Annotated in this window: 27 protein-coding genes; 16 read left to right on the forward strand and 11 right to left on the reverse strand. The window is 73.7% G+C overall.

What is annotated here, in order from left to right:
• Positions 1-195: 195 nt before the first annotated feature.
• The 6 genes from ACI79A_RS11580 (at position 196) to ACI79A_RS11605 (ending at position 4,954) form a co-directional block, all read left to right on the forward strand.
• Positions 196-1,023, forward strand: coding sequence for a carbohydrate ABC transporter permease (locus ACI79A_RS11580; RefSeq protein WP_457083199.1), 828 nt, complete (start codon positions 196-198; stop codon positions 1,021-1,023).
• Between the two features lie 7 nt (positions 1,024-1,030).
• Positions 1,031-1,909, forward strand: a complete 879-nt coding sequence (locus tag ACI79A_RS11585) for a carbohydrate ABC transporter permease (protein ID WP_457083201.1) — start codon at positions 1,031-1,033, stop codon at positions 1,907-1,909.
• Between the two features lie 26 nt (positions 1,910-1,935).
• Positions 1,936-2,706 (forward strand): ThuA domain-containing protein, encoded by a 771-nt coding sequence (locus tag ACI79A_RS11590; RefSeq protein WP_457083203.1) that lies wholly within the window; start codon positions 1,936-1,938, stop codon positions 2,704-2,706.
• Entirely contained in the window at positions 2,703-3,827 is a 1,125-nt protein-coding gene (locus tag ACI79A_RS11595; RefSeq protein ID WP_457083205.1) for a Gfo/Idh/MocA family protein, read from the forward strand. The genes ACI79A_RS11590 and ACI79A_RS11595 overlap by 4 nt, the downstream gene beginning before the upstream one ends.
• 121 nt (positions 3,828-3,948) lie before the next feature.
• Complete coding sequence (locus ACI79A_RS11600; RefSeq protein WP_457083207.1) at positions 3,949-4,152, forward strand: hypothetical protein; 204 nt, start codon at positions 3,949-3,951, stop codon at positions 4,150-4,152.
• Between the two features lie 73 nt (positions 4,153-4,225).
• Positions 4,226-4,954, forward strand: coding sequence for an alpha/beta hydrolase (locus ACI79A_RS11605; protein WP_457083209.1), 729 nt, complete (start codon positions 4,226-4,228; stop codon positions 4,952-4,954).
• Between the two features lie 49 nt (positions 4,955-5,003).
• On the opposite strand, the gene ACI79A_RS11610 is transcribed toward ACI79A_RS11605, so the two are convergent.
• The 3 genes from ACI79A_RS11610 to ACI79A_RS11620 form a co-directional block, all read right to left on the reverse strand.
• Positions 5,004-5,948, reverse strand: a complete 945-nt coding sequence (locus ACI79A_RS11610; protein WP_457083211.1) for a UDP-glucuronic acid decarboxylase family protein — start codon at positions 5,946-5,948, stop codon at positions 5,004-5,006.
• Between the two features lie 84 nt (positions 5,949-6,032).
• Entirely contained in the window at positions 6,033-7,091 is a 1,059-nt protein-coding gene (locus ACI79A_RS11615) for a 1-aminocyclopropane-1-carboxylate deaminase (protein ID WP_457083213.1), read from the reverse strand.
• Entirely contained in the window at positions 7,075-7,713 is a 639-nt protein-coding gene (locus ACI79A_RS11620) for a GntR family transcriptional regulator (RefSeq protein WP_457083215.1), read from the reverse strand. Before ACI79A_RS11620 ends, ACI79A_RS11615 begins: the two co-directional genes overlap by 17 nt.
• A gap of 131 nt (positions 7,714-7,844) precedes the next feature.
• On the opposite strand from ACI79A_RS11620, the gene ACI79A_RS11625 reads away from it, so the two are divergent.
• The gene (locus ACI79A_RS11625; protein ID WP_457083217.1) at positions 7,845-8,288 is read left to right on the forward strand and encodes a rhodanese-like domain-containing protein; all 444 of its coding nucleotides are present in this window, start codon (positions 7,845-7,847) and stop codon (positions 8,286-8,288) included.
• On the opposite strand, the gene ACI79A_RS11630 is transcribed toward ACI79A_RS11625, so the two are convergent.
• Together ACI79A_RS11630 and nagB are read right to left on the reverse strand one after the other, a co-directional pair.
• A complete protein-coding gene (locus ACI79A_RS11630) occupies positions 8,272-8,832 on the reverse strand; it encodes a GNAT family N-acetyltransferase (protein ID WP_457083219.1) in 561 nt (186 codons plus the stop codon). The two genes, ACI79A_RS11625 and ACI79A_RS11630, sit on opposite strands and share 17 nt — an antisense overlap.
• Before the next feature lie 96 nt (positions 8,833-8,928).
• Positions 8,929-9,726 (reverse strand): glucosamine-6-phosphate deaminase, encoded by a 798-nt coding sequence (gene nagB / locus ACI79A_RS11635; protein ID WP_457083221.1) that lies wholly within the window; start codon positions 9,724-9,726, stop codon positions 8,929-8,931.
• A gap of 294 nt (positions 9,727-10,020) precedes the next feature.
• Here nagB and ACI79A_RS11640 point away from each other — a divergent pair, with 294 nt between their 5' ends.
• Entirely contained in the window at positions 10,021-10,725 is a 705-nt protein-coding gene (locus ACI79A_RS11640; protein ID WP_457083223.1) for a Mut7-C RNAse domain-containing protein, read from the forward strand.
• On the opposite strand, the gene ACI79A_RS11645 is transcribed toward ACI79A_RS11640, so the two are convergent.
• Positions 10,694-11,311 (reverse strand): ATP-dependent Clp protease proteolytic subunit, encoded by a 618-nt coding sequence (locus ACI79A_RS11645; protein ID WP_457083225.1) that lies wholly within the window; start codon positions 11,309-11,311, stop codon positions 10,694-10,696. The genes ACI79A_RS11640 and ACI79A_RS11645 overlap by 32 nt on opposite strands.
• Before the next feature lie 184 nt (positions 11,312-11,495).
• Here ACI79A_RS11645 and ACI79A_RS11650 point away from each other — a divergent pair, with 184 nt between their 5' ends.
• From ACI79A_RS11650 to ACI79A_RS11660, 3 genes are all read left to right on the forward strand, one after another.
• Positions 11,496-12,104 carry a GNAT family N-acetyltransferase gene (locus tag ACI79A_RS11650; protein ID WP_457083227.1) on the forward strand — a complete coding sequence of 203 codons (609 nt, stop codon included), beginning with the start codon at positions 11,496-11,498 and terminating at the stop codon, positions 12,102-12,104.
• A gap of 86 nt (positions 12,105-12,190) precedes the next feature.
• Entirely contained in the window at positions 12,191-12,817 is a 627-nt protein-coding gene (locus ACI79A_RS11655) for a superoxide dismutase (RefSeq protein WP_457083229.1), read from the forward strand.
• Positions 12,818-12,923: 106 nt separating this feature from the next.
• Positions 12,924-14,213: an Nramp family divalent metal transporter gene (locus tag ACI79A_RS11660; protein WP_457083231.1), complete on the forward strand. Its 1,290-nt coding sequence runs from the start codon at positions 12,924-12,926 to the stop codon at positions 14,211-14,213.
• A gap of 4 nt (positions 14,214-14,217) precedes the next feature.
• On the opposite strand, the gene ACI79A_RS11665 is transcribed toward ACI79A_RS11660, so the two are convergent.
• A complete protein-coding gene (locus tag ACI79A_RS11665; RefSeq protein ID WP_457083233.1) occupies positions 14,218-14,946 on the reverse strand; it encodes a class I SAM-dependent methyltransferase in 729 nt (242 codons plus the stop codon).
• Positions 14,947-15,054: 108 nt separating this feature from the next.
• On the opposite strand from ACI79A_RS11665, the gene ACI79A_RS11670 reads away from it, so the two are divergent.
• A complete protein-coding gene (locus ACI79A_RS11670; RefSeq protein ID WP_457083235.1) occupies positions 15,055-15,606 on the forward strand; it encodes a dihydrofolate reductase family protein in 552 nt (183 codons plus the stop codon).
• 30 nt (positions 15,607-15,636) lie between these two features.
• Here the strand turns inward: ACI79A_RS11670 and ACI79A_RS11675 are convergent, their stop codons facing one another.
• Complete coding sequence (locus ACI79A_RS11675) at positions 15,637-16,221, reverse strand: hypothetical protein (protein ID WP_457083237.1); 585 nt, start codon at positions 16,219-16,221, stop codon at positions 15,637-15,639.
• Positions 16,222-16,230: 9 nt separating this feature from the next.
• Positions 16,231-16,872 (reverse strand): hypothetical protein, encoded by a 642-nt coding sequence (locus ACI79A_RS11680; RefSeq protein ID WP_457083239.1) that lies wholly within the window; start codon positions 16,870-16,872, stop codon positions 16,231-16,233.
• A gap of 96 nt (positions 16,873-16,968) precedes the next feature.
• On the opposite strand from ACI79A_RS11680, the gene ACI79A_RS11685 reads away from it, so the two are divergent.
• From ACI79A_RS11685 to fmdA, 3 genes are all read left to right on the forward strand, one after another.
• Positions 16,969-17,193, forward strand: coding sequence for a hypothetical protein (locus ACI79A_RS11685; protein WP_457083241.1), 225 nt, complete (start codon positions 16,969-16,971; stop codon positions 17,191-17,193).
• 235 nt (positions 17,194-17,428) lie between these two features.
• Positions 17,429-17,713: an FmdB family zinc ribbon protein gene (locus tag ACI79A_RS11690; RefSeq protein ID WP_457083243.1), complete on the forward strand. Its 285-nt coding sequence runs from the start codon at positions 17,429-17,431 to the stop codon at positions 17,711-17,713.
• Between the two features lie 303 nt (positions 17,714-18,016).
• Complete coding sequence (gene fmdA, locus ACI79A_RS11695) at positions 18,017-19,270, forward strand: formamidase (RefSeq protein WP_457083245.1); 1,254 nt, start codon at positions 18,017-18,019, stop codon at positions 19,268-19,270.
• A gap of 63 nt (positions 19,271-19,333) precedes the next feature.
• Here the strand turns inward: fmdA and ACI79A_RS11700 are convergent, their stop codons facing one another.
• Positions 19,334-19,831, reverse strand: coding sequence for a hypothetical protein (locus ACI79A_RS11700; protein ID WP_457083247.1), 498 nt, complete (start codon positions 19,829-19,831; stop codon positions 19,334-19,336).
• A gap of 24 nt (positions 19,832-19,855) precedes the next feature.
• Here ACI79A_RS11700 and ACI79A_RS11705 point away from each other — a divergent pair, with 24 nt between their 5' ends.
• Positions 19,856-20,632, forward strand: a complete 777-nt coding sequence (locus ACI79A_RS11705) for an SDR family NAD(P)-dependent oxidoreductase (protein WP_457083249.1) — start codon at positions 19,856-19,858, stop codon at positions 20,630-20,632.
• A gap of 125 nt (positions 20,633-20,757) precedes the next feature.
• Here ACI79A_RS11705 and fabG read toward each other — a convergent pair whose 3' ends face one another.
• Entirely contained in the window at positions 20,758-21,513 is a 756-nt protein-coding gene (gene fabG, locus ACI79A_RS11710) for a 3-oxoacyl-ACP reductase FabG (protein WP_457083251.1), read from the reverse strand.
• Between the last annotated feature and the right edge of the window lie 50 nt (positions 21,514-21,563).

Here is a 21,563-nt window from a genome sequence, read left to right on the forward strand (position 1 = left end):
CCCCCCCCCCCCCCCCCCCCCCCCCCCCCCCCCCCCCCCCCCCCCCCCCCCCCCCCCCCCCCCCCCCCCCCCCCCCCCCCCCCCCCCCCCCCCCCGGCGGGGCCCGAGGTCGAGGAGGAGCCCACGCGCCGCGGCTCGACCCGGTCGCGGGAGCGGCTGCTGCAGCTGGGGTTCCTGGTCCCGGCCGTCGTCTACATGCTGCTGTTCTTCGGCTACCCCGTGGTGCAGAACGCCCTGATGGGCTTCCAGGAGTACACGACCCGCACCTTCGTCACCGGCGAGGCGCCCTGGGTCGGCCTGGACAACTACCGCGAGGTCATCGGCTCGTCGGTGTTCACCAAGGCCGCGCTGAACACGGTGCTGTTCACCGTCGGGTCGATCCTCGGCCAGTTCGTCCTCGGGCTGGCCATCGCCCTGTTCTTCCGCAAGCGCTTCCCCCTCAGCGGGCTGCTGCGCTCGCTGCTGCTCCTGCCGTGGCTCATCCCGCTCATCGCGGCGAGCGCGGTGTGGCGCTGGATCCTGGACAAGGACACCGGCGTGCTCAACCAGGTGCTCGGTGGCCTGGGCGTCACCGACGCCAACCCCGGCTGGCTGACCAGCACCTCGCTGGCCCTGATCACCGTGGTCGTCGTCAACATCTGGATCGGCATCCCCTTCAACACGACGATCCTCTACGGCGGTCTGCAGGACATCCCCGAGGAGCTCTACGAGGCCGCGGCCCTGGACGGCGCCACCCGCTGGCGGGCCTTCCGGTACGTCACCTGGCCGCTGCTGCGGCCGGTCGTCACCGTCGTGCTGGTGCTCGGCGTCGTCTACACGCTCAAGGCCCTGGACATCATCCTGGGGCTCACCGAGGGCGGGCCGGCCAACTCCACGCAGACCATCGCCACGCAGTCCTACAACCTGAGCTTCCAGCAGTTCGACTTCGGCCAGGGTGCCGCTGCCGGCAACATCCTCATCGTCGTCTCGCTGGTGTTCGCGGTCCTCTACCTGCGCGCCAACCGCCGCGCCCTGGACGAGTGAGGTCCCCGTGTCGCTGAGCGCCACCCTCCCCCTGCCCGACACCGCCCCGGCCCGGAAGAGACGGCGGCGAGGGACCGCGGGCGCTCGCGGGCCGTGGGGCTACACCGTCGCCGGGATCGCCATCCTCGCGGTGCTGCTCTTCCCGCTGTACTGGATGCTCAACGTCTCGCTGCAGCCAGCGGGGTCGGCGGCGAGCACCTCGTGGTTCCCCTTCGCGCTGAGCTTCGACGGGTACTCCACCGCGATCGCCGACCAGGGCGGCAACCTGATGACCAGCCTGGTGGTCTCGCTGGGCAGCGTCGTGCTGAGCCTGCTCATCGCCGCCCCGGCGGCCTACGCGCTGGCCCACTTCAAGGTGCGCGGGGCCGGGATCGTGCTGTTCGGGATCCTGATCAGCCAGATGATCCCCGGGATCGTCGTGGCCAACGCCCTGTACAGCGCCTACAACGACCTGGGCCTGCTCAACTCGATCCCCGGGCTGATCCTGGCCGACTCGACCGCCGGCATCCCGTTCGGCATCCTGATCATGCGGTCGTTCATGGGCAGCATCCCGCCCTCGCTGACCGAGGCGGCCCGGATGGACGGCGCCGGCCCGATCCGCGCCTTCTTCCACATCATCCTGCCGATCAGCCGGAACGCGCTGATCACCGCCGGGATGTTCACCTTCCTCTTCACCTGGGGCGACTTCCTCTTCGCCCTGACGCTGACCACGAACGCCGAGGTCCGCCCGATCACCCTCGGGCTCTACCAGTACATCGGGACCTACGTCAGCGACTGGAGCACCGTCATGGCCACCGCCGTGCTGTCCTCCCTGCCGGCGGTCGTCCTGCTCGTCCTCGCCCAGCGCTACATCGCCGCGGGCGTCACCGGCGGCGCGGTCAAGTGACCGGCGTCCAGCAGTCAGGAGCTCCCGTGACCGTCCCCGCCCAGCCCCTGCGCGTGACCGTGTGGGGCGAGAACGTGCACGAGCAGCGCGAGCCCGAGGTGGCCGCTCGCTACCCGAGCGGCATGCACGGTGCCATCGCCGAGGGCATCGAGGCCAACCTCGGGGAGCAGGTCGTGGTGCGCACCGCGACCCTCGGCGACCCGGAGCACGGGTTGACCGAGGAGGTGCTGGCCGGCACCGACGTCCTCACCTGGTGGGGGCACGCCGCGCACGCGGACGTCGCCGACGAGGTGGTCGAGCGGGTGCACCGGCACGTGCTGTCGGGGATGGGCCTGGTCGTGCTGCACTCCGGCCACTGGTCGAAGATCTTCACCAGGCTGATGGGGACGACGTGCACGCTGCGCTGGCGCAGCGCGCACGACCGCGAGCTGGTGTGGACGGTCGACCCGACCCACCCCATCGCGCGCGGCATCCCGCACCCGATGGTCATCGACGAGGACGAGATGTACGGGGAGTTCTTCGACATCCCCGCCCCCGACGAGCTGGTGTTCCTGTCCACCTTCTCCGGCGGGGAGGTGTTCCGGTCCGGGTGCACCTTCCGGCGCGGGCACGGGAAGATCTTCTACTTCCGGCCCGGCGACCAGGACTACCCGGTCTACCACCACGAGGGCGTGCGCCGGGTCATCTCCAACGCCGTCGAGTGGGCGCGGACCGACCGCCCGGAGCGGGCGTACCCGACCCTGCTGCGGTATGAGACCGAGGACTTCTTCACCGGTCACGGGTACGGCGGGGCGTGAGCGGCACCCACCGCCGGGTCGACTGCGGGGAGCACGCGCCGCTGCCGGTCGTCGCCGTGGGCGCCGGGGCGATGGGCCGGGCCTGGCTGCGGACGCTGGAGGCCTCGGCCGAGGTGCAGCTGGTCGGCATCGTCGACCTGGACACCGCCGCCGCCGGCCGGGCCGCCGCCGAGCTGGGCCGGCCCGACCTGCCGATCGGCACCGACGCGGTCGGGCTGGCGGCGCGGACGGGCGCGGCCGCGGTGGTGGACGTGACCGTGCCGGTCGCCCACCACCCGGTCACCACCGCGGCACTGCTGGCCGGCCTGCCGGTGCTGGGTGAGAAGCCCGCCGCCGACACCCTGGCCCGGGCGCTGTCACTGGCCGCGGCGGCCGAGGTCAGCGGTGAGCTGTTCATGGTCAGCCAGTCGCGGCGGTGGAACCCGCAGGTCGCCGCGCTGCGCGGGCTGGTGCAGGACCTCGGCGCCGTCGGCACGCTGACCACCGAGTTCTTCCGGGCGCCCCGGTTCGGCGGGTTCCGGGACGCGATGGCGCAGCCGCTGCTGGTCGACATGGCCATCCACGCCTTCGACACGGCCCGGTACCTGCTCGGCGCCGAGCCGGTGTCGGCGTGGTGCTCGTCGTGGAACCCGTCGTGGAGCTGGTACGCCGGGGACGCGAACGCCACGGCGCTGTTCACCATGGCCGACGGCGCGCGCTATTCCTTCACCGGCTCGTGGTGCGCGCCCGGCGCGGAGACGTCGTGGAACGGCGCCTGGCGGGTCAGCGCCGAGCGCGGGACGGCGCTGTGGGACGGCGAGACCGAGCCGGTGCTGGACGCCGAGGTGACCGCCACCGACCGCCCGCGCTCGCCGCACAGCGACATCGCCGGCGCGCTCGCGGTGTTCTGCGCCGCGCTGCGCACCGGGGAGACGCCGATGGGCGAGGTGCACGAGAACGTGATGAGCCTGGCCATGGTCGAGGCGGCGGTCGAGTCGGCCGCCACGGGTGCGCCCGTGCTGCTGGACGACGTGCTGGCCCGGGCGCACGCTCAGGCGCTGGCGGAGGAGACGCACCCCGGCGTCCACGACGCGCTGGCCGGCTGGCCCTCGGTGCGCGAGGCCCTGACCGCGGTTGGCTAGGCCCGGTACGTGGGCGCCGCCGAGGGGCCTCCCCGCGGAGGGCGCGGCCGACGTCCACCTGCGCTGGCCGCTCGTGGACCGACCCGGTTGCGCAGGGGCGGATCAGGGCAGACTGCTGATCATGTGGCTCTTCCTCACCCGCCGGTTCCGCATGTGGGTCATCCTGACCGTCCTCGCCCCGCTGGCCACCAAGGTGCTCCGTGGCCTGGGCGAGGCCCTGCAGCGGCGCAACGGCCCGAACGCCGTCAGCAACGGGCTGCTCAAGGCCGGTGACCTCGGCGAGCGGGCCCGCACCAAGCTGGGCGGGAAGCGCCGCCGACGCTGAGCACCAGACGACGCCGAGCACCAGACGACGCCGAGCACCAGACGACGCCGAGGACGACAGCGAGACTGTGGACATGGACGCCTCCGCCACGCCCGACGCCCACCGACCCGACCCGGGCTCCCCGGCGCTGGAGCAGCGGCCGGCGGCCGGCGAGACCTCCGGCATCGCGCTGTTCTGCCACGGCGGCACGGTGAGCAGCGTGGAACCGCCCCGCGAGCGCGCGCTGAGCCTGGTCCGGATGCGGGCGTTCGAGGAGTTCGTGCACCGCAGTGCCGCCGAGCGCGGCATCGGCACCGCCCTGCTGCGCTACCGGGTCGCCGGCTGGAACGGTGAGGCAGCCGACGCCCTCCAGGACGTCCGCTGGGCGATCGGGCAGCTCCGCGAGGAGCACGGCACCGACGTGCCGATCGTGCTGGTCGGCCACTCCATGGGCGGCCGCGCCGTGCTCCGCGCCGGCGGCGAGCCCGCGGTCACCGCCGTCTGCGCGCTGGCCCCGTGGACGCCGCCCGGTGAGCCGGTCATGCACCTGCGCGAGCAGACGGTGGTCATCGCGCACGGCAGCGGCGACCGCTGGGTGCCCGCGAGGCTCTCCGCGGACTTCGCCGTCCGGGCCCGCCGCGCCGGCGCCCGGGTGGCCCGGTTCACCGTCCCCGGCGGGCACGCGATGATCCGCCGCGCGCAGCGCTGGCACGCCCTCGCCCGGGACGTCGTCCTGGCCGGCAGCGGGCTGGAACCGATGCGGCCCGACGTTGTCACCGCGCTGCAGCAGCCCAGCCCCGAGGGCCTCGCCGTCCCGCTCTGAGCCGGGAAGGGGGCGGAGGCGAGTCCACGCGGTCGTTCCCCGCGCCGGATCAGCCCACGCCGGCGCGGAAGTGCTCGATCGTGCGCTCCAGGCCCTCGCGCAGCTCCACCGTCGGCGCCCAGCCCAGCGACTCCCGGGCCCGGGTGATGTCCGGCTGGCGCCGGGTCGGGTCGTCGACCGGCAGCGGCCGGCGGTCCAGCGTCGAGGTGGAGCCGCTCAGCTCCACGACCAGGTCGGCCAGCTCCCGGATGGTGAACTCACCGGGGTTGCCGAGGTTGATCGGCCCGGTGACCTCGCGCGGGCTGTCCATCATCGCCACCAGCCCGTCGATGATGTCGTCGACGTAGCAGAACGACCGGGTCTGCGACCCGTCCCCGTAGACGGTCAGCGGCTCGCCGGCCAGCGCGGACACCACGAAGTTCGACACCACCCGGCCGTCCTGCGGGTGCATCCGCGGGCCGTAGGTGTTGAACAGCCGGACCACCTTGATGTCGAGCCCGTGCTGGCGCCAGTAGTCGAAGAAGAGGGTCTCCGCGGCCCGCTTGCCCTCGTCGTAGCAGGCCCGCGGGCCGATCGGGTTGACCCGGCCCCAGTAGTCCTCGGTCTGCGGGTGCACCTCCGGGTCGCCGTAGACCTCCGACGTCGAGGTGAGCAGGATGCGTGCCCCCGTCCGCTTCGCCAGGCCCAGCGCGTTGATCGAGCCGTGCACGGCCGTCTTGGTGGTCTGCACCGGATCGCGCTGGTAGTGGATGGGGGACGCGGGGCAGGCCAGGTGGTAGATCTCGTCGACCTCGACGTACAGCGGGAAGGTGACGTCGTGGCGCATCAGCTCGAAGCGGGGGTGCCCGAGCAGGTGGGCCACGTTGGCCTTCGTCGAGGAGTAGAAGTTGTCGACGCACAGCACGTCGTGGCCCAGGTCGATCAGCCGGTCGCACAGGTGCGACCCGATGAAGCCGGCTCCCCCGGTGACCATGACCCGCTTGCTCTGCGGCACGTGACGTCCTCCAGTCCACCTGCTCCAGCCTCCGGCGCGTGATCACGCAGGGCCTGCGAGATGCTCCCACGCCGGTCCCGGGGCTCAGCCGAACAGGGCGCTGTAGCCGTTGAGCGCCGGCTGCCCGCCGAGGTGCGCGTACAGCACGGTCGACGACCGGTCGATCTCGCCGCGGCCGACGAGGTCGATGGTCGCGGCCATCGACTTCCCCTCGTACACCGGGTCGGTGACCATGCCCTCGGTGCGGGCGGCCAGCTCCATCGCGGCGATCGTCGCGGCGTCCGGGATGCCGTAGATGCCCGCGTGGTACCGCTCGTCCAGCTCGACGTCGTCGAGGGTCAGCTCCCGGTGCACGCCGATGGCCCGGGCCGTCCGCTGGGCGATCCGCAGCACCTGGTCCCGGGTCTCGGCCGGCTTCGCCGAGGCGTCGATCCCGAGCACCCGGCGCGGCCGGGCACCGGCCTCCTCCAGCTGGGCGAAGCCGGCCACCATGCCGGCCTGGGTCGACCCGGTCACCGAGCAGACGACGACGGTGTCGAAGAAGACCCCGAGCTCGGCCTCCTGGGCGGCCACCTCGTGCGCCCAGTTGGCGAACCCGAGGCCACCCAGCGGGTGGTCCGAGGCCCCGGCCGGGATCGGGTACGGCTTCCCGCCGCGCGCCTCGATCTCGGCGAGCGCCGCCTCCCAGCTCTCCTTGAACCCGATGCCGAACCCGGCCTTGACCAGACGGACGTCGGCGCCGGCCAGCCGGCTGATCAGGATGTTGCCGACCTTGTCGTAGACGGCGTCCGGCCAGTCGACCCAGCTCTCCTGCACCAGCACGCACTGCAGGCCGACCCGGGCGGCGACCGCGGCCACCTGGCGGGTGTGGTTGCTCTGCACCCCGCCGATCGACACCAGGGTGTCGCAGCCCTGCGCCAGCGCGTCGGCGACCAGGTACTCCAGCTTGCGGGTCTTGTTGCCCCCGTAGGCGATGCCGGAGTTCACGTCCTCCCGCTTGGCCCAGACCGCGGCGCCGCCCAGGTGCTCGGTCAGCCGGTCCAGCCGGTGCACCGGCGAGGGGCCGAACAGCAGCGGGAAGCGGGGGAAGTCGGCAAGGGTCGTCGCCCTCGGGGCGGCGGGCGGGTCAACTGCTCGTGTCATCGGAAGTCTCCTCCAGTTCGGACAGCAGGGCCGTCCAGATCTCGGTGGTGGTGGCGACGGCGTCGGCGACGTCCCCGGCCGCGCAGGCGGCGATCAGGCGGTCGTGCAGGGCCACCGACTCCCGCCCGTGGGCCGCGGCGAACCGCTGCCGCTCCAGCCGCCGGACCGCCGGGGTGAACCGGTCGACGGTGGCCTGCACCGCGCCGTTGCCGCACCGGGTCAGCAGCACCTGGTGCAGCTCGTCGTCGGCGGCCAGCGCGGCGGGGAGGTCACCGGCGGCCACCGCCGCCGCGAACCGGGTGTTGGCCGCGCGCATCGCGGCGACGTCCTCGGCCGTCGTGCGGCCGGCGGCCTCGCCGGTGGCGAGCTCGTGCATCGCCCGGACGACGACGGCGGCGTCCCGCACCTGCCCGGGGTCCAGCGGGGTGACCCGGGTGTGGCTCTGCGGCTTCGCCTCGACCAGCCCTTCGTCGGCGAGCCGGGCCAGGGCGGTGCGCACCGGGGCGACCGACAGCCCGAGCCGGGCGGCGAGCTCGGCGTCCTTGACGACGGCGCCCGGCGCCAGCTCGCCGCTGACGATCGCCGCGCGGATCAGCTGGGCGGCCTGGTCACGCAGCAGCACGCGCGGAACGGGACTGATCGGCACAACTGACATCTCAGATGTCAGGGGTACTCCCGTCAAGACCTGATCGCTGCGATTCCTGTCCGTCCTGCCCCTCGTCGGCCGACCCGGACCGCGCCACCCTCGACGTCATGACGCTCGACTGGTCCACCCCGCCCGCCGACGCCGCCGCCCACTTCGCCCACCGGCTGGCCGTGGAGACCGACGTCTCCGACGTCCACGCCGCCCTGGATTCCGGGCGCCCGGGTTTCGTCCTGCTGGACAGCCGGAGCACCGAGGCCTGGGCACAGGGGCACGTGCCGGGGGCGCTGCACCTGCCCGGCCGGGAGATCACCGCGCGCGCCGCCGAGCTCGACCCCACCGTCCCGGTGGTCACCTACTGCTGGGGCCCCGGCTGCAACGGCGCCACCCGGGCCGCGCTCACGCTGGCGACGCTCGGCTTCCGGGTGCGGGAGATGATCGGCGGCTTCGAGTACTGGGCCCGCGAGGGCCTGCCGGTGGAGACCGCAGCCGGCCTCACCCGCCCCGCCGTCGATCCGCTCACCGCACCGACCGGGGTCAGCTGCGGCTGCTGAGCGCGGGCGGCGGGTCGTCGGACAGGCGCGACCACAGGAACTCGTCGTGCTTGACGCCGTCCCCGTAGCGGTACGACCGACGGAGACGACCCTCGCGGGTGAACCCCGCCTTGGCCGCCACCCGGCCCGAGGCCTGGTTCTCCACCGCGTGGTAGAGCTCCACCCGGTCGATGCCGACGGCGAACGCCCAGCGGCAGACCGCGTCCGCCGCACGCGCCGCCACGCCCCGGCCCCGGGCGACCGGCGCGATCCAGTAGCCCAGCTGCGCATCACCGCGCACCCGGTCGATCGAGTGCAGCGACACCGAGCCCAGCAGCGCCCCGCCGGCGTCGGTCACCGCCCAGGACGCCCGGCTCCCACCACTCCAGTCGGCCAGCCGGGCGACCATCTCGCGCACCTCCTCCGGTGAGCCGAAACCACGCGCGGTCCACCGCCGCAACGCCGGGTCGGCCGCAAGCGCCCACACCGGCCCCTCGTCCTCGGTGCGCCACGGCCGCAGCACCAGCTCACCGACGGCGAGGGTGCACGGCTCCGTGTCGCTCACCCAGCGCCCAGTTCGACGGTCATCGCCACCTCGTAGCGGTCGCGGCGGGAGGTCGACAGCGCCTGCTCGGACACGGCCGCGGTGCTGCCAGCCCGCTCACCAGCCCTGCTGCGGCAGCTTGTTGCCCAGCACGTACCGGTAGTAGTCCGCCCGCTCCAACCGGGACCCGGCCGCCTCGTCGACGACGAACGTGACGTGCGGGTGCAGCTGGAGCACCGACGCCGGGCACGACGCGGTCACCGGGCCCTCGACCGCCGCGGCGACCGCGGCCGCCTTCGCCTCCCCGGTGGCCACCAGCACGAGGTGCTCGGCCTCCAGGACGGTGCCCAGCCCCTGGGTGATCACGTGCCGGGGCACCGCGTCGACGTCGCCGCCGAAGAACCGGGCGTTGTCCCGCCGGGTCTGCTCGGTCAGCGTCTTCAGCCGGGTCCGGCTGGCCAGCGAGGACCCGGGTTCGTTGAAGCCGATGTGCCCGTTGGCGCCGATGCCCAGCAGCTGCACCGCCACCGGGCCGGCCGCCCGCAGGCGCGCCTCGTACTCCGGGCCGGCCTGCACCGGGTCCGCAGCGCAGCCGTCCGGGCCGTGGACGACCGCCGGGTCCAGCCCGAGGTCGTCGGTGAGCTCCCGGCGGATCACCTGCCGGTAGGACTCCGGGTGCCCGGCGGGGAGGCCGACGTACTCGTCGAGCAGGAACGCCTGCACCCCGGTGACGTCCAGCCCCTCCTCCGCGTGCCGGCGCAGCAGCTCCCGGTAGGCCAGCAGCGGCGAGGAGCCGGTGGCCAGGCCCAGCACGACCGGCCCGCCGCGGGCCAGCGCCGCGAGCACCGACCCGGCGACAACGTCGGCCACCACCCGGCCGCAGTCCTGGGGGGTGGGCAGCAGGACGACCTCCACGCCTCAGCGCTCCTCTCGGGTCACCCACGCACCGGCCCGCAGGACCGCGGTGGGGATCAGGTCCAGGTCGGGGACGAGCACGCCGGCCCCCGACCAGCTGGCCTCCATCCTCCCGCCCGGGCAGCCGGGCCGGGGTGACGACGGCGGAACGGACGGCGTCGGCCCGGGGAACGCCGGCGGCCCTGCCCACCTGGCCAGCCGCCGCCCGTTGATCATCGGCGATCGGCTGCCCGACACGCCGGCGGGGCCGACCACTCGCCGATGATCAACGGCGCGGCAGGGTAGGCCGCGCACGTGACCGTCGTCCGGGTCGACCCGTCGCTGCGCTTCCTGCTGCCCCTCCGGTGCCGGGCGGCCGGCGAGCGGGAACTGGGGTACGACCCGGACGCCACCGTCGCCCACCTGGTGCAGGCCGCCGGGGTGCCGCTGACCGAGGTGGGCGAGGTGCGGGTCGACGGGGTCACCGTGGACCGCACCGCCCGCCCCGCCCCCGGCGCCGTCCTGGAGGTGCGGCCGGTCGGCCGGCCGCAGCCGGTGCCGGCCGGGGGTCTCCTGCTCGACGTCGGGCTGGGGACCCTGGCCCGGCGGCTGCGACTGCTCGGGCTGGACGCCGCCTGGCGGAACGACGCCGACGACCCGGATCTCGTGGCGCAGGCGACGGCCGAGGACCGGGTGCTGCTCACCCAGGACCGCGGCCTGCTGATGCGCCGGGCCCTGCCGCGCGGCGCCCTGGTCCGCGGGAGCGACCCGGACGACCAGCTCGCCGACGTGCTGGACCGGTTCGTCACGGAGCCGGCGCCGCTCACCCGCTGCACGGCCTGCAACGGGGAGCTGACACCGGTGCCCAGGGCCGAGGTCGCCGACCTGCTCGAACCGGGGACCCTGCAGACCGCCGATGACTTCTCCCGGTGCACCCGCTGCGGGCGGGTCTACTGGCGCGGCGCCCATTCCCGTCGCATCGACGAGCTCATCGCGGCGGCGACGCGCGCACGTCCGTGAGCACCTGGTCGACCAGGCCGTACTCCCGCGCCTCGACCGGGGAGAACCAGCGGTCGCGCTCGGAGTCCCGGGCGATCCGTTCGACGTCCTGCCCGGAGTGCTCCGCCTGCAGCTCGTTGACCTGCTGCTTCAGCTGGCCGAGCATCTCGGCCTGGATGGTGATGTCGGCGGCAGTGCCGCGCAGGCCGGCCGAGGGCTGGTGCATGAGGATCCGCGTGTGCGGCAAGGCGTGGCGCTTGCCCGCCGTGCCGGCGGTGACCAGGAACTGGCCCATCGAGGCGGCCATGCCCAGGGCGTACGTGGCGACGTCGCAGTCGACGAACCGCATGGTGTCGTAGACGGCCAGCCCGGCCGTCACCGAGCCACCCGGTGAGTTGACGTACAGGTGGATGTCGCGGGCCGGGTCCTCGGCCGAGAGCAGCAGCATCTGCGCGCACAGGTCGTTGGCGATGGCGTCGTCGACCTCGCGGCCGAGGAAGACGATCCGCTCGCGCATCAGGCGCTCGTAGACGGCGTCGCCGAGGGTGGTCGCCGTCGGGGCTGCGGTCCGCATCGTGATCGGGCAGGGCGTGCCGGGAATGGTCATCGGTCTTCCTCTCGGGCATCCGAAAATGGACGACGTGAGCGAAGCAGGAATGCACGCCCAGCGACCTGCGGAAATGGTCGATTGCGCGGTCAGCGCATTTCTTGTGCCGTCGGCGAAGGGGGGTTGACGGGCTGGGTCCGGCGAGCAGGGGGCCGCCGGGGCGGGCCCGTGGTCTGATCGACCGGTGAGCACTCCCCCCGCCGTCCGGCGCGCGACCCGGGCCGACGTCCCGCGGCTGGCGGCGACCCTGGCCGCCGCCTACCCCGACTACCGGTGGACCTCCTGGGCGCTGCCCGAGGACGGCCGCACCCAGCGGCTGTCCCGCTGGGCGGAGCTGTGGGGCGCGCTGGTGCCGGTGCTGGCCGAGACCGCGTGGGTCACCGACGACGTGAACTCGGCCGCCGCCTGGGCCGCCCCGGACGCGCCGCCGCACGCTGCGGACCTGCAGGCGGTGATCGACCGCGACCTGCCCCGGGTGTTCGGCGCCCGCCAGCCGGTGGTGCTGGCCAGCGAGCGGCTCGGCGCCCTGGGCCGGCCGGACGAGCCGCACTGGTGGCTGCACGCCGTCGGCACCCGCCCGGCCTCCCGGCACCAGGGCCTCGGCGCGGCGGTGCTGCAGCCGGTGATCGAGCGCTGCGACGCCGACGGGGTGCCGGCCGCGGCCACGGTCTACACCTCCACCGTCGTCCGCTGGCTGCAGCGGTTCGGGTTCGCCGTCACGCACAACACCCGCACCGCCGTCGACCACGAGCTGCCGATCTGGACCCTGGTCCGCCAGCCCCGCCGGAGTTGACCCGCGGGGGCCACGGACCGGCACCGGGGTGACGTGCGGCCCGGGGATGACCCACACCGTCCGCACGCCGCGACGGAGGAGACCCCGTGCCCGAGTACACGCTGCCCGACCTGCCCTACGACTACAGCGCGCTGGAGCCGCACATCAGCGGCCGGATCATGCAGCTGCACCACGACAAGCACCACCAGACCTACGTCACCGGCGCGAACACCGCCCTGGAGAAGCTCGCCGAGGCCCGGGAGACCGGGAACTTCGACACGGTCAACCAGCAGGAGAAGAACCTCGCCTTCAACCTGGCCGGGCACGTCAACCACTCGGTGTTCTGGCCGAACATGAGCCCGGACGGCGGCGGCCGGCCCGAGGGCGAGGTCGCCGCGGCCATCGACGAGCAGTTCGGCGGGTTCGACGCCTTCCAGGCGCACTTCACCGCCGCCGCGCTGGGCATCCAGGGTTCTGGCTGGGCCGCGCTCACCTGGGACTCCGTCGGCCAGAAGCTGCTGATCAACCAGTTCTACGACCACCAGAGCAACCTGGCCGTGGGGCTGGCGCCCATCCTGCTGCTGGACATGTGGGAGCACTCGTTCTACCTCGACTACCAGAACGTGAAGGGCGACTACGTCAAGGCGTGGTGGAACGTCGTGAACTGGACCGACGTGGAGCAGCGCCTCGCCCGGTCCCGGACGGCGACCAGCGGGCTGATCGTCCCGGCGTGAGCTGAGGCTTGCCTGACCCTCGGGGGCCACAGGTCGGCCCCTGCGGCCCCCGGGGGCCGGGCAGCCACAGAGGAGCCAGCCCCCTGAGCCAGCCTGCGAGGAAGCCGTGTTCCTGTCGAAGACCGAGGCCGCCGTCCTCACCAGCACGCTGCCGCACGTCCGGCCCCCGGCGCCCCCGGCCGCCAAACGGCGGCTGTGGCCGATGCTCGGCCCGGCGTTCGTCGCCGCCGTCGCCTACGTCGACCCCGGCAACTTCGCCACGAACTTCTCCGGCGGCGCCTCCTTCGGGTACACCCTGCTGTGGGTGATCGTCGCCGCCAACCTCATGGCGATGCTCATCCAGGCGCTCACCGCCAAGCTCGGCCTGGCCACCGGCCGCGACCTGGCCACCAACTGCCGGGAGCGGCTGCCCCGGCCGGTCACCTGGGGCCTGTGGGGGCAGGCCGAGGCGGTCGCCATCGCCACCGACCTCGCCGAGATCGTCGGCGGAGCGGTCGCGCTGAACCTGCTGTTCGGGGTGCCGCTGCCGATCGGCGGGCTGATCACCGCCGTCGTCGCGTTCGTGCTGCTGGCCGCCCAGTCGCGCGGGTACCGGCCGTTCGAGCGGGTGATCACCGGGCTGCTGCTGGTCATCGGCGGCGGGTTCGCCTACACGCTCGTGGGCTCGGGCATCGACCCCGGCGGCGTCGCCTCCGGCATGGTGCCCAGCTTCGCCGGCAGCGAGAGCCTGCTGCTGGCCACCGGCATCCTCGGCGCGACCGTGATGCCGCACGTCATCTACGTGCATTCCGCCCTCACCCCGGGCCGCTACGGCGACGTCGTCACCGAGGGCCGCACCCGGACCGGACGGGGGCGGCTGCTGCGCGCCCAGCGGATCGACGTCCTGGTCGCCATGGGCCTGGCCGGGCTGGTGAACGCCGCGATGCTGGTCATCGCCGCGCAGCTGTTCACCGCCGGCGACGGCATCGAGTCCCTGGAGAGCGTGCACGCCGGCCTGGGCGACCAGCTCGGCGGCGGCGCCGCGCTGGCCTTCGCGCTGGCCCTGCTCGCCGCCGGCTTCGCCAGCTCCTCGGTCGGCACCCACGCCGGCCAGGTTGTGATGGCCGGGTTCCTGCGCAAGCACATCCCGGTGCTGGTCCGCCGGCTGATCACCCTCGCCCCGGCCCTGCTGGTGCTCGGCCTGGGCGGCGACCCGACGACGGCCCTGGTCTGGTCCCAGGTCGTGCTCTCCTTCGGCATCCCGTTCGCCCTGGTGCCGCTGCTGTGGCTGACCAGCCGCAAGGACCTGATGGGCGCCTGGGTGAACCGTCGCGTCACCACCCTGGCCGGCGCCGGGGTCGCGGTACTGATCATCGGGCTCAACGGCTACCTGCTGGTCGACATCCTCCTCGGCTGAGGCGCTACCGACGGGCAACGACGAGGAGTTCACCGACGCCAACACCGACCGGCTCGCCGCGCCAGCCGCCGGAGACCCGCTCGACGGTGAAGCCAGCCCTCGTCAGGTCGGCCCGCAGCTCCCCTTCGGTGCGGAAGGCCAGGACGCTCGTCTCGGTCTGCATCGTTCCGTCCGGCAGCCGCCGGCGCTCGACGAGGCCCACCAGCCCGCCGGGATGCATCGTGCACTCGGTCCAGGACTCGACCACCGTGCCGTCCGGCAGGTGGTGGACGGCCCGCCGCCGGTCCGGGGTCCAGCGTTCCCAGGCCCGGAAGGCAGGGTCTCGGGAGTCGAACACCAGCCGGCCGCCGGGGCGGAGGAGCCGGTGCAGGTGGTCCAGCGTCTCGGCCCATGCCCGCCGCGAGGCGATGGCCTGGGCCACGTGCGAGGTCATCAGAGCCGTGTCGAAGACCTGGTCACCGGGCACGTCGGCAACGGTGCCCTCGATCCAGGTGACCACCTCGGCACCGGGCTTGCGCCGTGCTGCCGCCAGGCGGCCGACATCCGGGTCCACCCCGACGACCCGGTGTCCGGCCGCCGCGATCGCGATGGTCAGCCGGCCGGTGCCACAGCCCACGTCCAGTACGTGGCTGCCCGGGCGCTCGTCCGCGAACGCGAGGAACACGTCGTCGTCCTCAGCCCAGGCGTTCTCCACGTCGTAGAGGTCGGCGAGCTGCGCCGCGGACAGTGCCATCGACTCGGACCGTACCGAGTGGCGGCGATGAGTTGCGTACGTCGCGGCAGTCCTTCCCCGTGGCAGCATCCGGCGGCCGGCCGGGGCGAGGACCGAGGGAGCACCACCATGGGCGCACTGCGCGTGCACGAGTTCACCACCGTCGACGGCGTCGTCGACGCCCCGATCTGGACGATGGAGCACGGCTTCCCCGACGACCTGGCCGCCTCCATCGGCGCGCTCACCGCGCCGGCGCAGGGCATCCTGCTCGGCCGCGTGACCTTCGAGATGTTCGCGCCCGCCTGGTCGACCCGGACGGTCGAGGACGACGAGGGCGCTCCCTTCTTCAACGACACGACCAAGTACGTGGTCAGCTCGACGCTCACCGACGTCGAGTCGGTCTGGCGGAACTCGACGGCGCTAGGTGGCTACGACGCCGACCGCATCCGGGCGCTCAAGGGCGACGTCGGTGACCTGTACGTGAGCGGCAGCGCCACCCTCGTGCGGGCGCTGCTGGCCGACGGGCTGGTCGACGAGCTGCACCTCTACGTCTACCCGCTCGCCGTCGGCACCGGCATCCGGCTCTTCCCGGAGGGGACGGCCCAGTCGCTGTGCCTGCTGGGTGCCGAGTCGCTGAGCAACGGCGTGGCGCACCTGACCTACGGCCCGGTCTCCGCCTGACCCGCGCCACCTGACGTTCCCGCGGGAACGTCAGGCCGGCGGGGCCTGGCCGCCCGGCGGGAAGCCGGGCCGCTGGATCCGGCCATCGAGCCCCGGCCCCAGGACCGGTGGCCGCATCGCCAGCATGGCCCTGGCACGCAGGGTGAGCGGGAACCGACTGGTCACCCCGTGCGCGGCGGCTGCCGCCTCGGGGCTGCCGGCCGCCTCCACCAGGCCCGGGAGGAGGTCCACGTCGATCCCGTCGCCTCCGGGGTGCGGGCGGACGCCGGTCACGCCCGGCAGCCGGATTAGGCGCTGCGCCTCGTCCGAGAGGTCACCCGGGCGGAAGCGAATGTGCTCGACCACCACCTCCACCCCGGGGTCGCCCGGGTCGTCGACCACCGCCTGCACCGCCGGCGGCAGCTCGCCGTACCAGCGGATCGTCACCCGGGTCCGGTCGTCGCTCATCGACGGGACGCCGTGGTCCGGGGAGTCCCCGGCCGCGGCCCGCACCCGGTCGAGGAACGCCACCGCCGAGGTGGTCACCGGCGGCAGGTGCAGGGAGGCGGGCAGCTCGACGTCCGGTGTCGGCCGGGGAGGTGGGGCGTCCGACGGCGGGAAGTCGTGCAGCGACACAGCGCTCCCTCAACCCGCGACGGCGGGGACGATGTCGCCGGCCGAGGCGAACAGCGGGAACGCGCTGCGGACGCCGGCGTGTTCCAGCGCGCGCTCGGGGCTCCCGTGCCGGTCGGCCGCCGAGCTGCGGACCGTCACGTCGATCCCGTCGCCGGCCGGGCGGCTGCCCGTTGCGGTGACCACGTCGGGGTGGTCGGTGATCAACCGCTGGGCCTCCGCCTGCAGTTCACCCGGGCGGAACCGGGTCTGCTCCACGACCACCTCGACGCCGGCGTCGCCCGGGTCGTCGACCACCGCCTGCACCGCCGGCGGCAGCTCGCCGTACCAGCGGACGGTCAACCGGGTGCGGTCCGAACTGATCTCCACGTCACCGAAGTCCGGGCAGTCCCCGGCCGCGGCCCGCACCCGGTCGATGAACCCGTACACCTGCACGGTCACCGGCGGGGACGTCAGCTGTTCCAGCAGCTCCGGCGGCATGGCCTCGGGGACGCCGGGTGGCTGGTCCGGCAGCGGCTGCAGCTCGACGAGGCCCGGGGGCGCGGACAGCGCACCGGGACGCTGCGGCGTCGCCGAGGCGTCCGCGCACCCGACCAGCGCCACGGCCGGGACGGCGAGGAGCGCGGCGAGTGGCCGGGCGCGACGGGTCTGCACCGCGTGATCATCGCGAGCCGGACGCCCCGGGTCCAGAGGTCACCTCACGAGGCGGCACGAAACGGACCCGACCGGCCGGATGTGCCAGGATCGCGCATGGTCGTCTTCTGGCTGGTCACCGGGCTCGTGCTCGCCGCGCTGCTGCTGGCGGCCTGGTTGATGGACCGGGCCGGCCGGCGCCGCGGAGCACGGATCAACCCCGGCGCGGACGTCGCCTGGGAGGCCCGGGAGAGCCGCCGGGACGCCGAGATCCTCGGCAACCCGTACAACCAGGACGTCACCTGGAGCAGCTGGAGCCGGCGCAACCACCCGAAGCGCTGACCGGCCGGGATCACCCGAAGCGCTGACCGGCCGGGATCGACCCGCCTCGCGACCCCGGGGTGACGCCACCCGCTGCGTTCGGGTGACCGGATGACACGCTCGGTGAAGGCACGCCTGGGGCTGTGCCCGGCTGGGCGGCCCGGCCCGCCTCGGGATCCTCACATGCCTTGACCCGCACTCGGGCTCCCCGAGAACGTGGCCGCCTGCTCGAACACCGCGAGTGACGAGGACGGCGATGGCTTCCTACGTGTACCGATGCAACGACCACGGCCTGACGGAGCACTCGCTCCCGATCGGCACCGCCGAACCGACCACGCGCTGCCCGGCCTGCGGGTCCACCGCTGTCCGGGTGTTCACCGCGCCGCGCCTCTCCTTCGGCGACCCCACGCGTCGCGCGCTGATCGACCGGACCGAGCGGACCCGCGACGAACCCGAGGTCGTGTCCTCCCCGGCCCCGCGACCGGCCCGCCGCTCACCGGTGGCCGCCAACCCCGCGCTCCGCCACCTGCCCCGACCCTGACAAGCCCCTGAGCCGCGCGGCGCCCGTTCAGCAACGCAGGGAGGTCCCGTGTCCGGCATGGGACTCCTGTACGCCGGGGCCGTGCTGATCCTGGACAGGCTGACGCTGCTCGGGCGGGTGGACGCCCGAGCAGCGGCCTCCGGACTCCGGGAGGGCGACGCGCCCCGGACCCGCCACCCGGACGCCCCTGCAACCGGCACCGGTGGTCCCGCCGCCGGCGAGAGGCGGTGACGCCGACCCCGTACGCCGTACCGCACTGCGCTCTCATCCCGGACGCACACCGCCCAGACCCGGAGGTCATCCGTGCCGAAAGTCGTCTACCCCCTCGACTCGTCGAAGAAGTTCACCGAGCAGCAGTACGTCGGGCACAACCGCTGGCACCCCGACATCCCGGCCAACGTCACCGTCCGCCCGGGTGACACCTTCCGCGTCGACTGCCGGGAGTGGTTCGACGGCGCCATCCACAACGACGACTCCGCCGACGACATCCGCGACGCGCCGCTGTCCCGGGTGCACTGCCTGAGCGGCCCCTTCCACGTCGAGGGGGCGCAGCCGGGTGACCTGCTGATCGTCGACATCCTCGACCTCGGGCCGATCCCCCAGGAGGACTCCGGCCCGCTCGCCGGGCAGGGCTGGGGCTACACCGGCATCTTCGCCAAGCAGAACGGCGGTGGCTTCCTCACCGACCAGTTCCCCGACGCCTACAAGACCATCTGGGACTTCTCCGGGCAGACCGCCACCTCCCGGCACGTCCCCGGCGTCTCCTTCACCGGCATCATGCACCCGGGGCTGATGGGCACCGCGCCGTCGGCCGAGCTGCTCGCCCGCTGGAACCGCCGGGAGCAGGCACTGATCGACACCGACCCCGACCGGGTGCCGCCCCTGGCGCTGCCGCCGCTGCCCCAGGACGCCATCCTGGGCACGCTGCAGGGCGACGACCACGACCGCGTGGCCCGCGAGGCCGCGCGGACGGCACCGCCCCGGGAGAACGGCGGCAACCAGGACATCAAGAACTTCACCAAGGGCAGCCGCGTCTTCTACCCGGTGTACGTCGACGGCGCGAAGCTGTCGCTCGGCGACCTGCACTTCTCGCAGGGCGACGGTGAGATCACCTTCTGCGGCGCCATCGAGATGGGCGGCTTCATCGACCTGCACGTCGACCTGATCAAGGGCGGCATGGAGACCTACGGCGTCCACGAGAACGCCATCTTCCTGCCGGGCAACGTCGAGCCGCGGTACGAGCGCTGGCTTGCCTTCTCCGGCACGTCGGTGACCCTGGACGACGAGCAGCGCTACCTGGACTCGCACCTGTCCTACCAGCGCGCCTGCCTGCACGCGATCGACTACCTGACCAAGTTCGGCTACACGCCGGAGCAGGGCTACATGATCCTGGGAGCGGCACCGATCGAGGGCCGGCTGTCCGGGGTGGTCGACATCCCGAACTCGTGCTCGACGGTCTACCTGCCCACCGGGATCTTCGACTTCGACGTGGAGCCGTCCGCGTCGGGTCCGACACGCATCGACCCGGGCATGGGGGTGCCGCGGTCCGGCTTCTGACCGGCTGCCGGGGTGCGGCCGACCCGCTCCGGGTCGTCGGCCGCAGCCCGGCGGCGACGCCGGTCAGCCCGGCTGGGCCTCGCCGGCCTCGGGGAACAGCGGGAAGCCGCTCTCCACCCCCGCGTCGAGGACGGCGGTCTCGGCACTGGCGGCGGCCTGGACCGCCTCCGGCGCGACGAGCAGGTCGATGCCGTCACCCTCGGGCCGGGCACTGGCCGCCTGGACGACCGGGGCATGCGCCGCGGCGATCCGCTCGGCCTCGGCCCGCAGGTCGCCGGGGCGGAACTCGGTCCGCTGCACCACGACAGTGAGCTCCTCGCCCGCTGCGTCGACCACCTTCCTGACGTGCGCCGGGAGCTCACCGAACCAGCGGACGGTCAGCCGGGTCCGGTCCAGGCTGAGCCCCGGCGTCCCGTAGTCCGGTGAGTCGCCGGCGGCCGCGGACAGCCGCTCGAGCAGGTCGTACACCTCGGCACGAGTGCCCGGGTACATCACGTACTCGCCGTGACCGACCCCCGGGGACGGCGGAGCGGACCGGCGGGGCTGCTTGCGCGGTGCCATGCAGCCATCATCCAGGCTGGGGCCATGGAGATCAGCGGAGCACGGATCTGGGTCACCGGCGCCTCGACCGGCATCGGCGCGGCGCTGGCCCGTGAGCTCGCCGACCGCGGCGCGCGTGTGGCGATCAGCGCCCGCAACGCCGCGCAGCTCGCCGAGGTGGCCGGCGACCGGATGACCGCCGTCCCGGTCGACGTCACCGACCGGGCGGCGACGGTGGCCGCCGGCGAGCAGGTGCGCACGGCCCTGGGCGGCATCGACGTCGTCGTCGCCAACGCCGGCACCTGGTCGGGGTTCCACGTGGAACCGTGGGACTCCGACGCCTTCGCCGAGCACCTGCGGATCAACGTGATGGGCGCGGTGCACACCTTCGAGGCCGTCGTCCCGCGGATGCTCGCCGACGGGCGGGGCCGCCTCGTCGGGGTCGCCTCGGTCGCCGGTTACCGCGGGCTGCCCGGCTCGGAGGCCTACAACGCCGGCAAGGCCGCGCTGATCAGCCTGCTGGAGAGCCTGCGCGGCTCGCTGGCCCCGCGCGGCGTCGTCGTCCAGCTGGTCAACCCCGGCTTCGTGACCACCCGGATGACCGACCGCAACCGGTTCCCGATGCCGTTCAAGGTGCCGGTCGACGTCGCCGCCCGGACCATCGCCGACGGCATCGCCCGGGACAAGGCGGAGATCGTCTTCCCGCTGCCGATGGCGCTGCTGATGAAGACCGCCCGGCTGGTGCCGGTGCGGGCCTGGACGGCGCTGACCACCACGATGGCCCGCCGCGGCCTGCACGGCGGGCCGGGCCGGCGCCAGTGACCGCCCCCGCGCGCCCAGGTTGGATCAGGTCCCCTGATCACTGCCTGTCCTCCCGCACCAGCATTGGTGCGGGAGGACAGTGTCTGATCAGGTGACCTGATCCAACTCGGCAGCGGGGTCCTGCTTCAGTCCTTCGGGCCGCCGGCGACGTAGATGACCTGGCCGGAGACGAAGCCCGCGCCCTCGCTGGCCAGGAACGCGGCGGTGTGCGCGATGTCCTCGGGCTGCCCGACGCGGCGCACCGGGATCTCCTTGGCCGCGCCCTCCTTGAACTGCTCGAACGGCACCCCGACCCGCTCGGCCGTCGCCGCGGTCATCTCGGTCTCGATGAACCCGGGCGCGATCGCGTTCGCGGTGACGTTGTAGCGGCCCAGCTCGATGGCGAGGGTCTTGGTCAGCCCCTGCATGCCGGCCTTCGCGGCCGAGTAGTTGGCCTGCCCGCGGTTGCCCAGCGCCGAGACGCTGGACAGGTTCACGATCCGGCCCCACTGGGCCTCGACCATGTGCTTCTGCGCCGCCCGGCTCATCAGGAACGCCCCGCGCAGGTGCACCCCGAGCACGGCGTCCCAGTCGCCGACGCTCATCTTGAACAGCAGGTTGTCCCGGGTGATCCCGGCGTTGTTCACCAGCACGGTCGGGGCGCCCAGCTCGGCCGCCACCCGGTCGACCGCGGCGGCCACGGAGTCCTCCTCGGCGACGTTCGCGCCCACGGCGAGCGCCCGGCCACCGGCGCCGGTGATCGCCTCCACCGTGCCGGCGCAGGCGCCCTCGTCCAGGTCGAGCACGGCCACCGCCATGCCGTCCGCGGCGAACCGCTTCGCGATGGCCGCGCCGATCCCGCGCGCCGCCCCGGTGATGATCGCCGTCCGCTGCTCTGCCACTGCATCTCCCTGCGAGTTGGTTGCTGTCGAGTCGTGTGCTGTCACTCCTG

It is taken from the genome of Modestobacter sp. SYSU DS0657 (assembly GCF_054050925.1).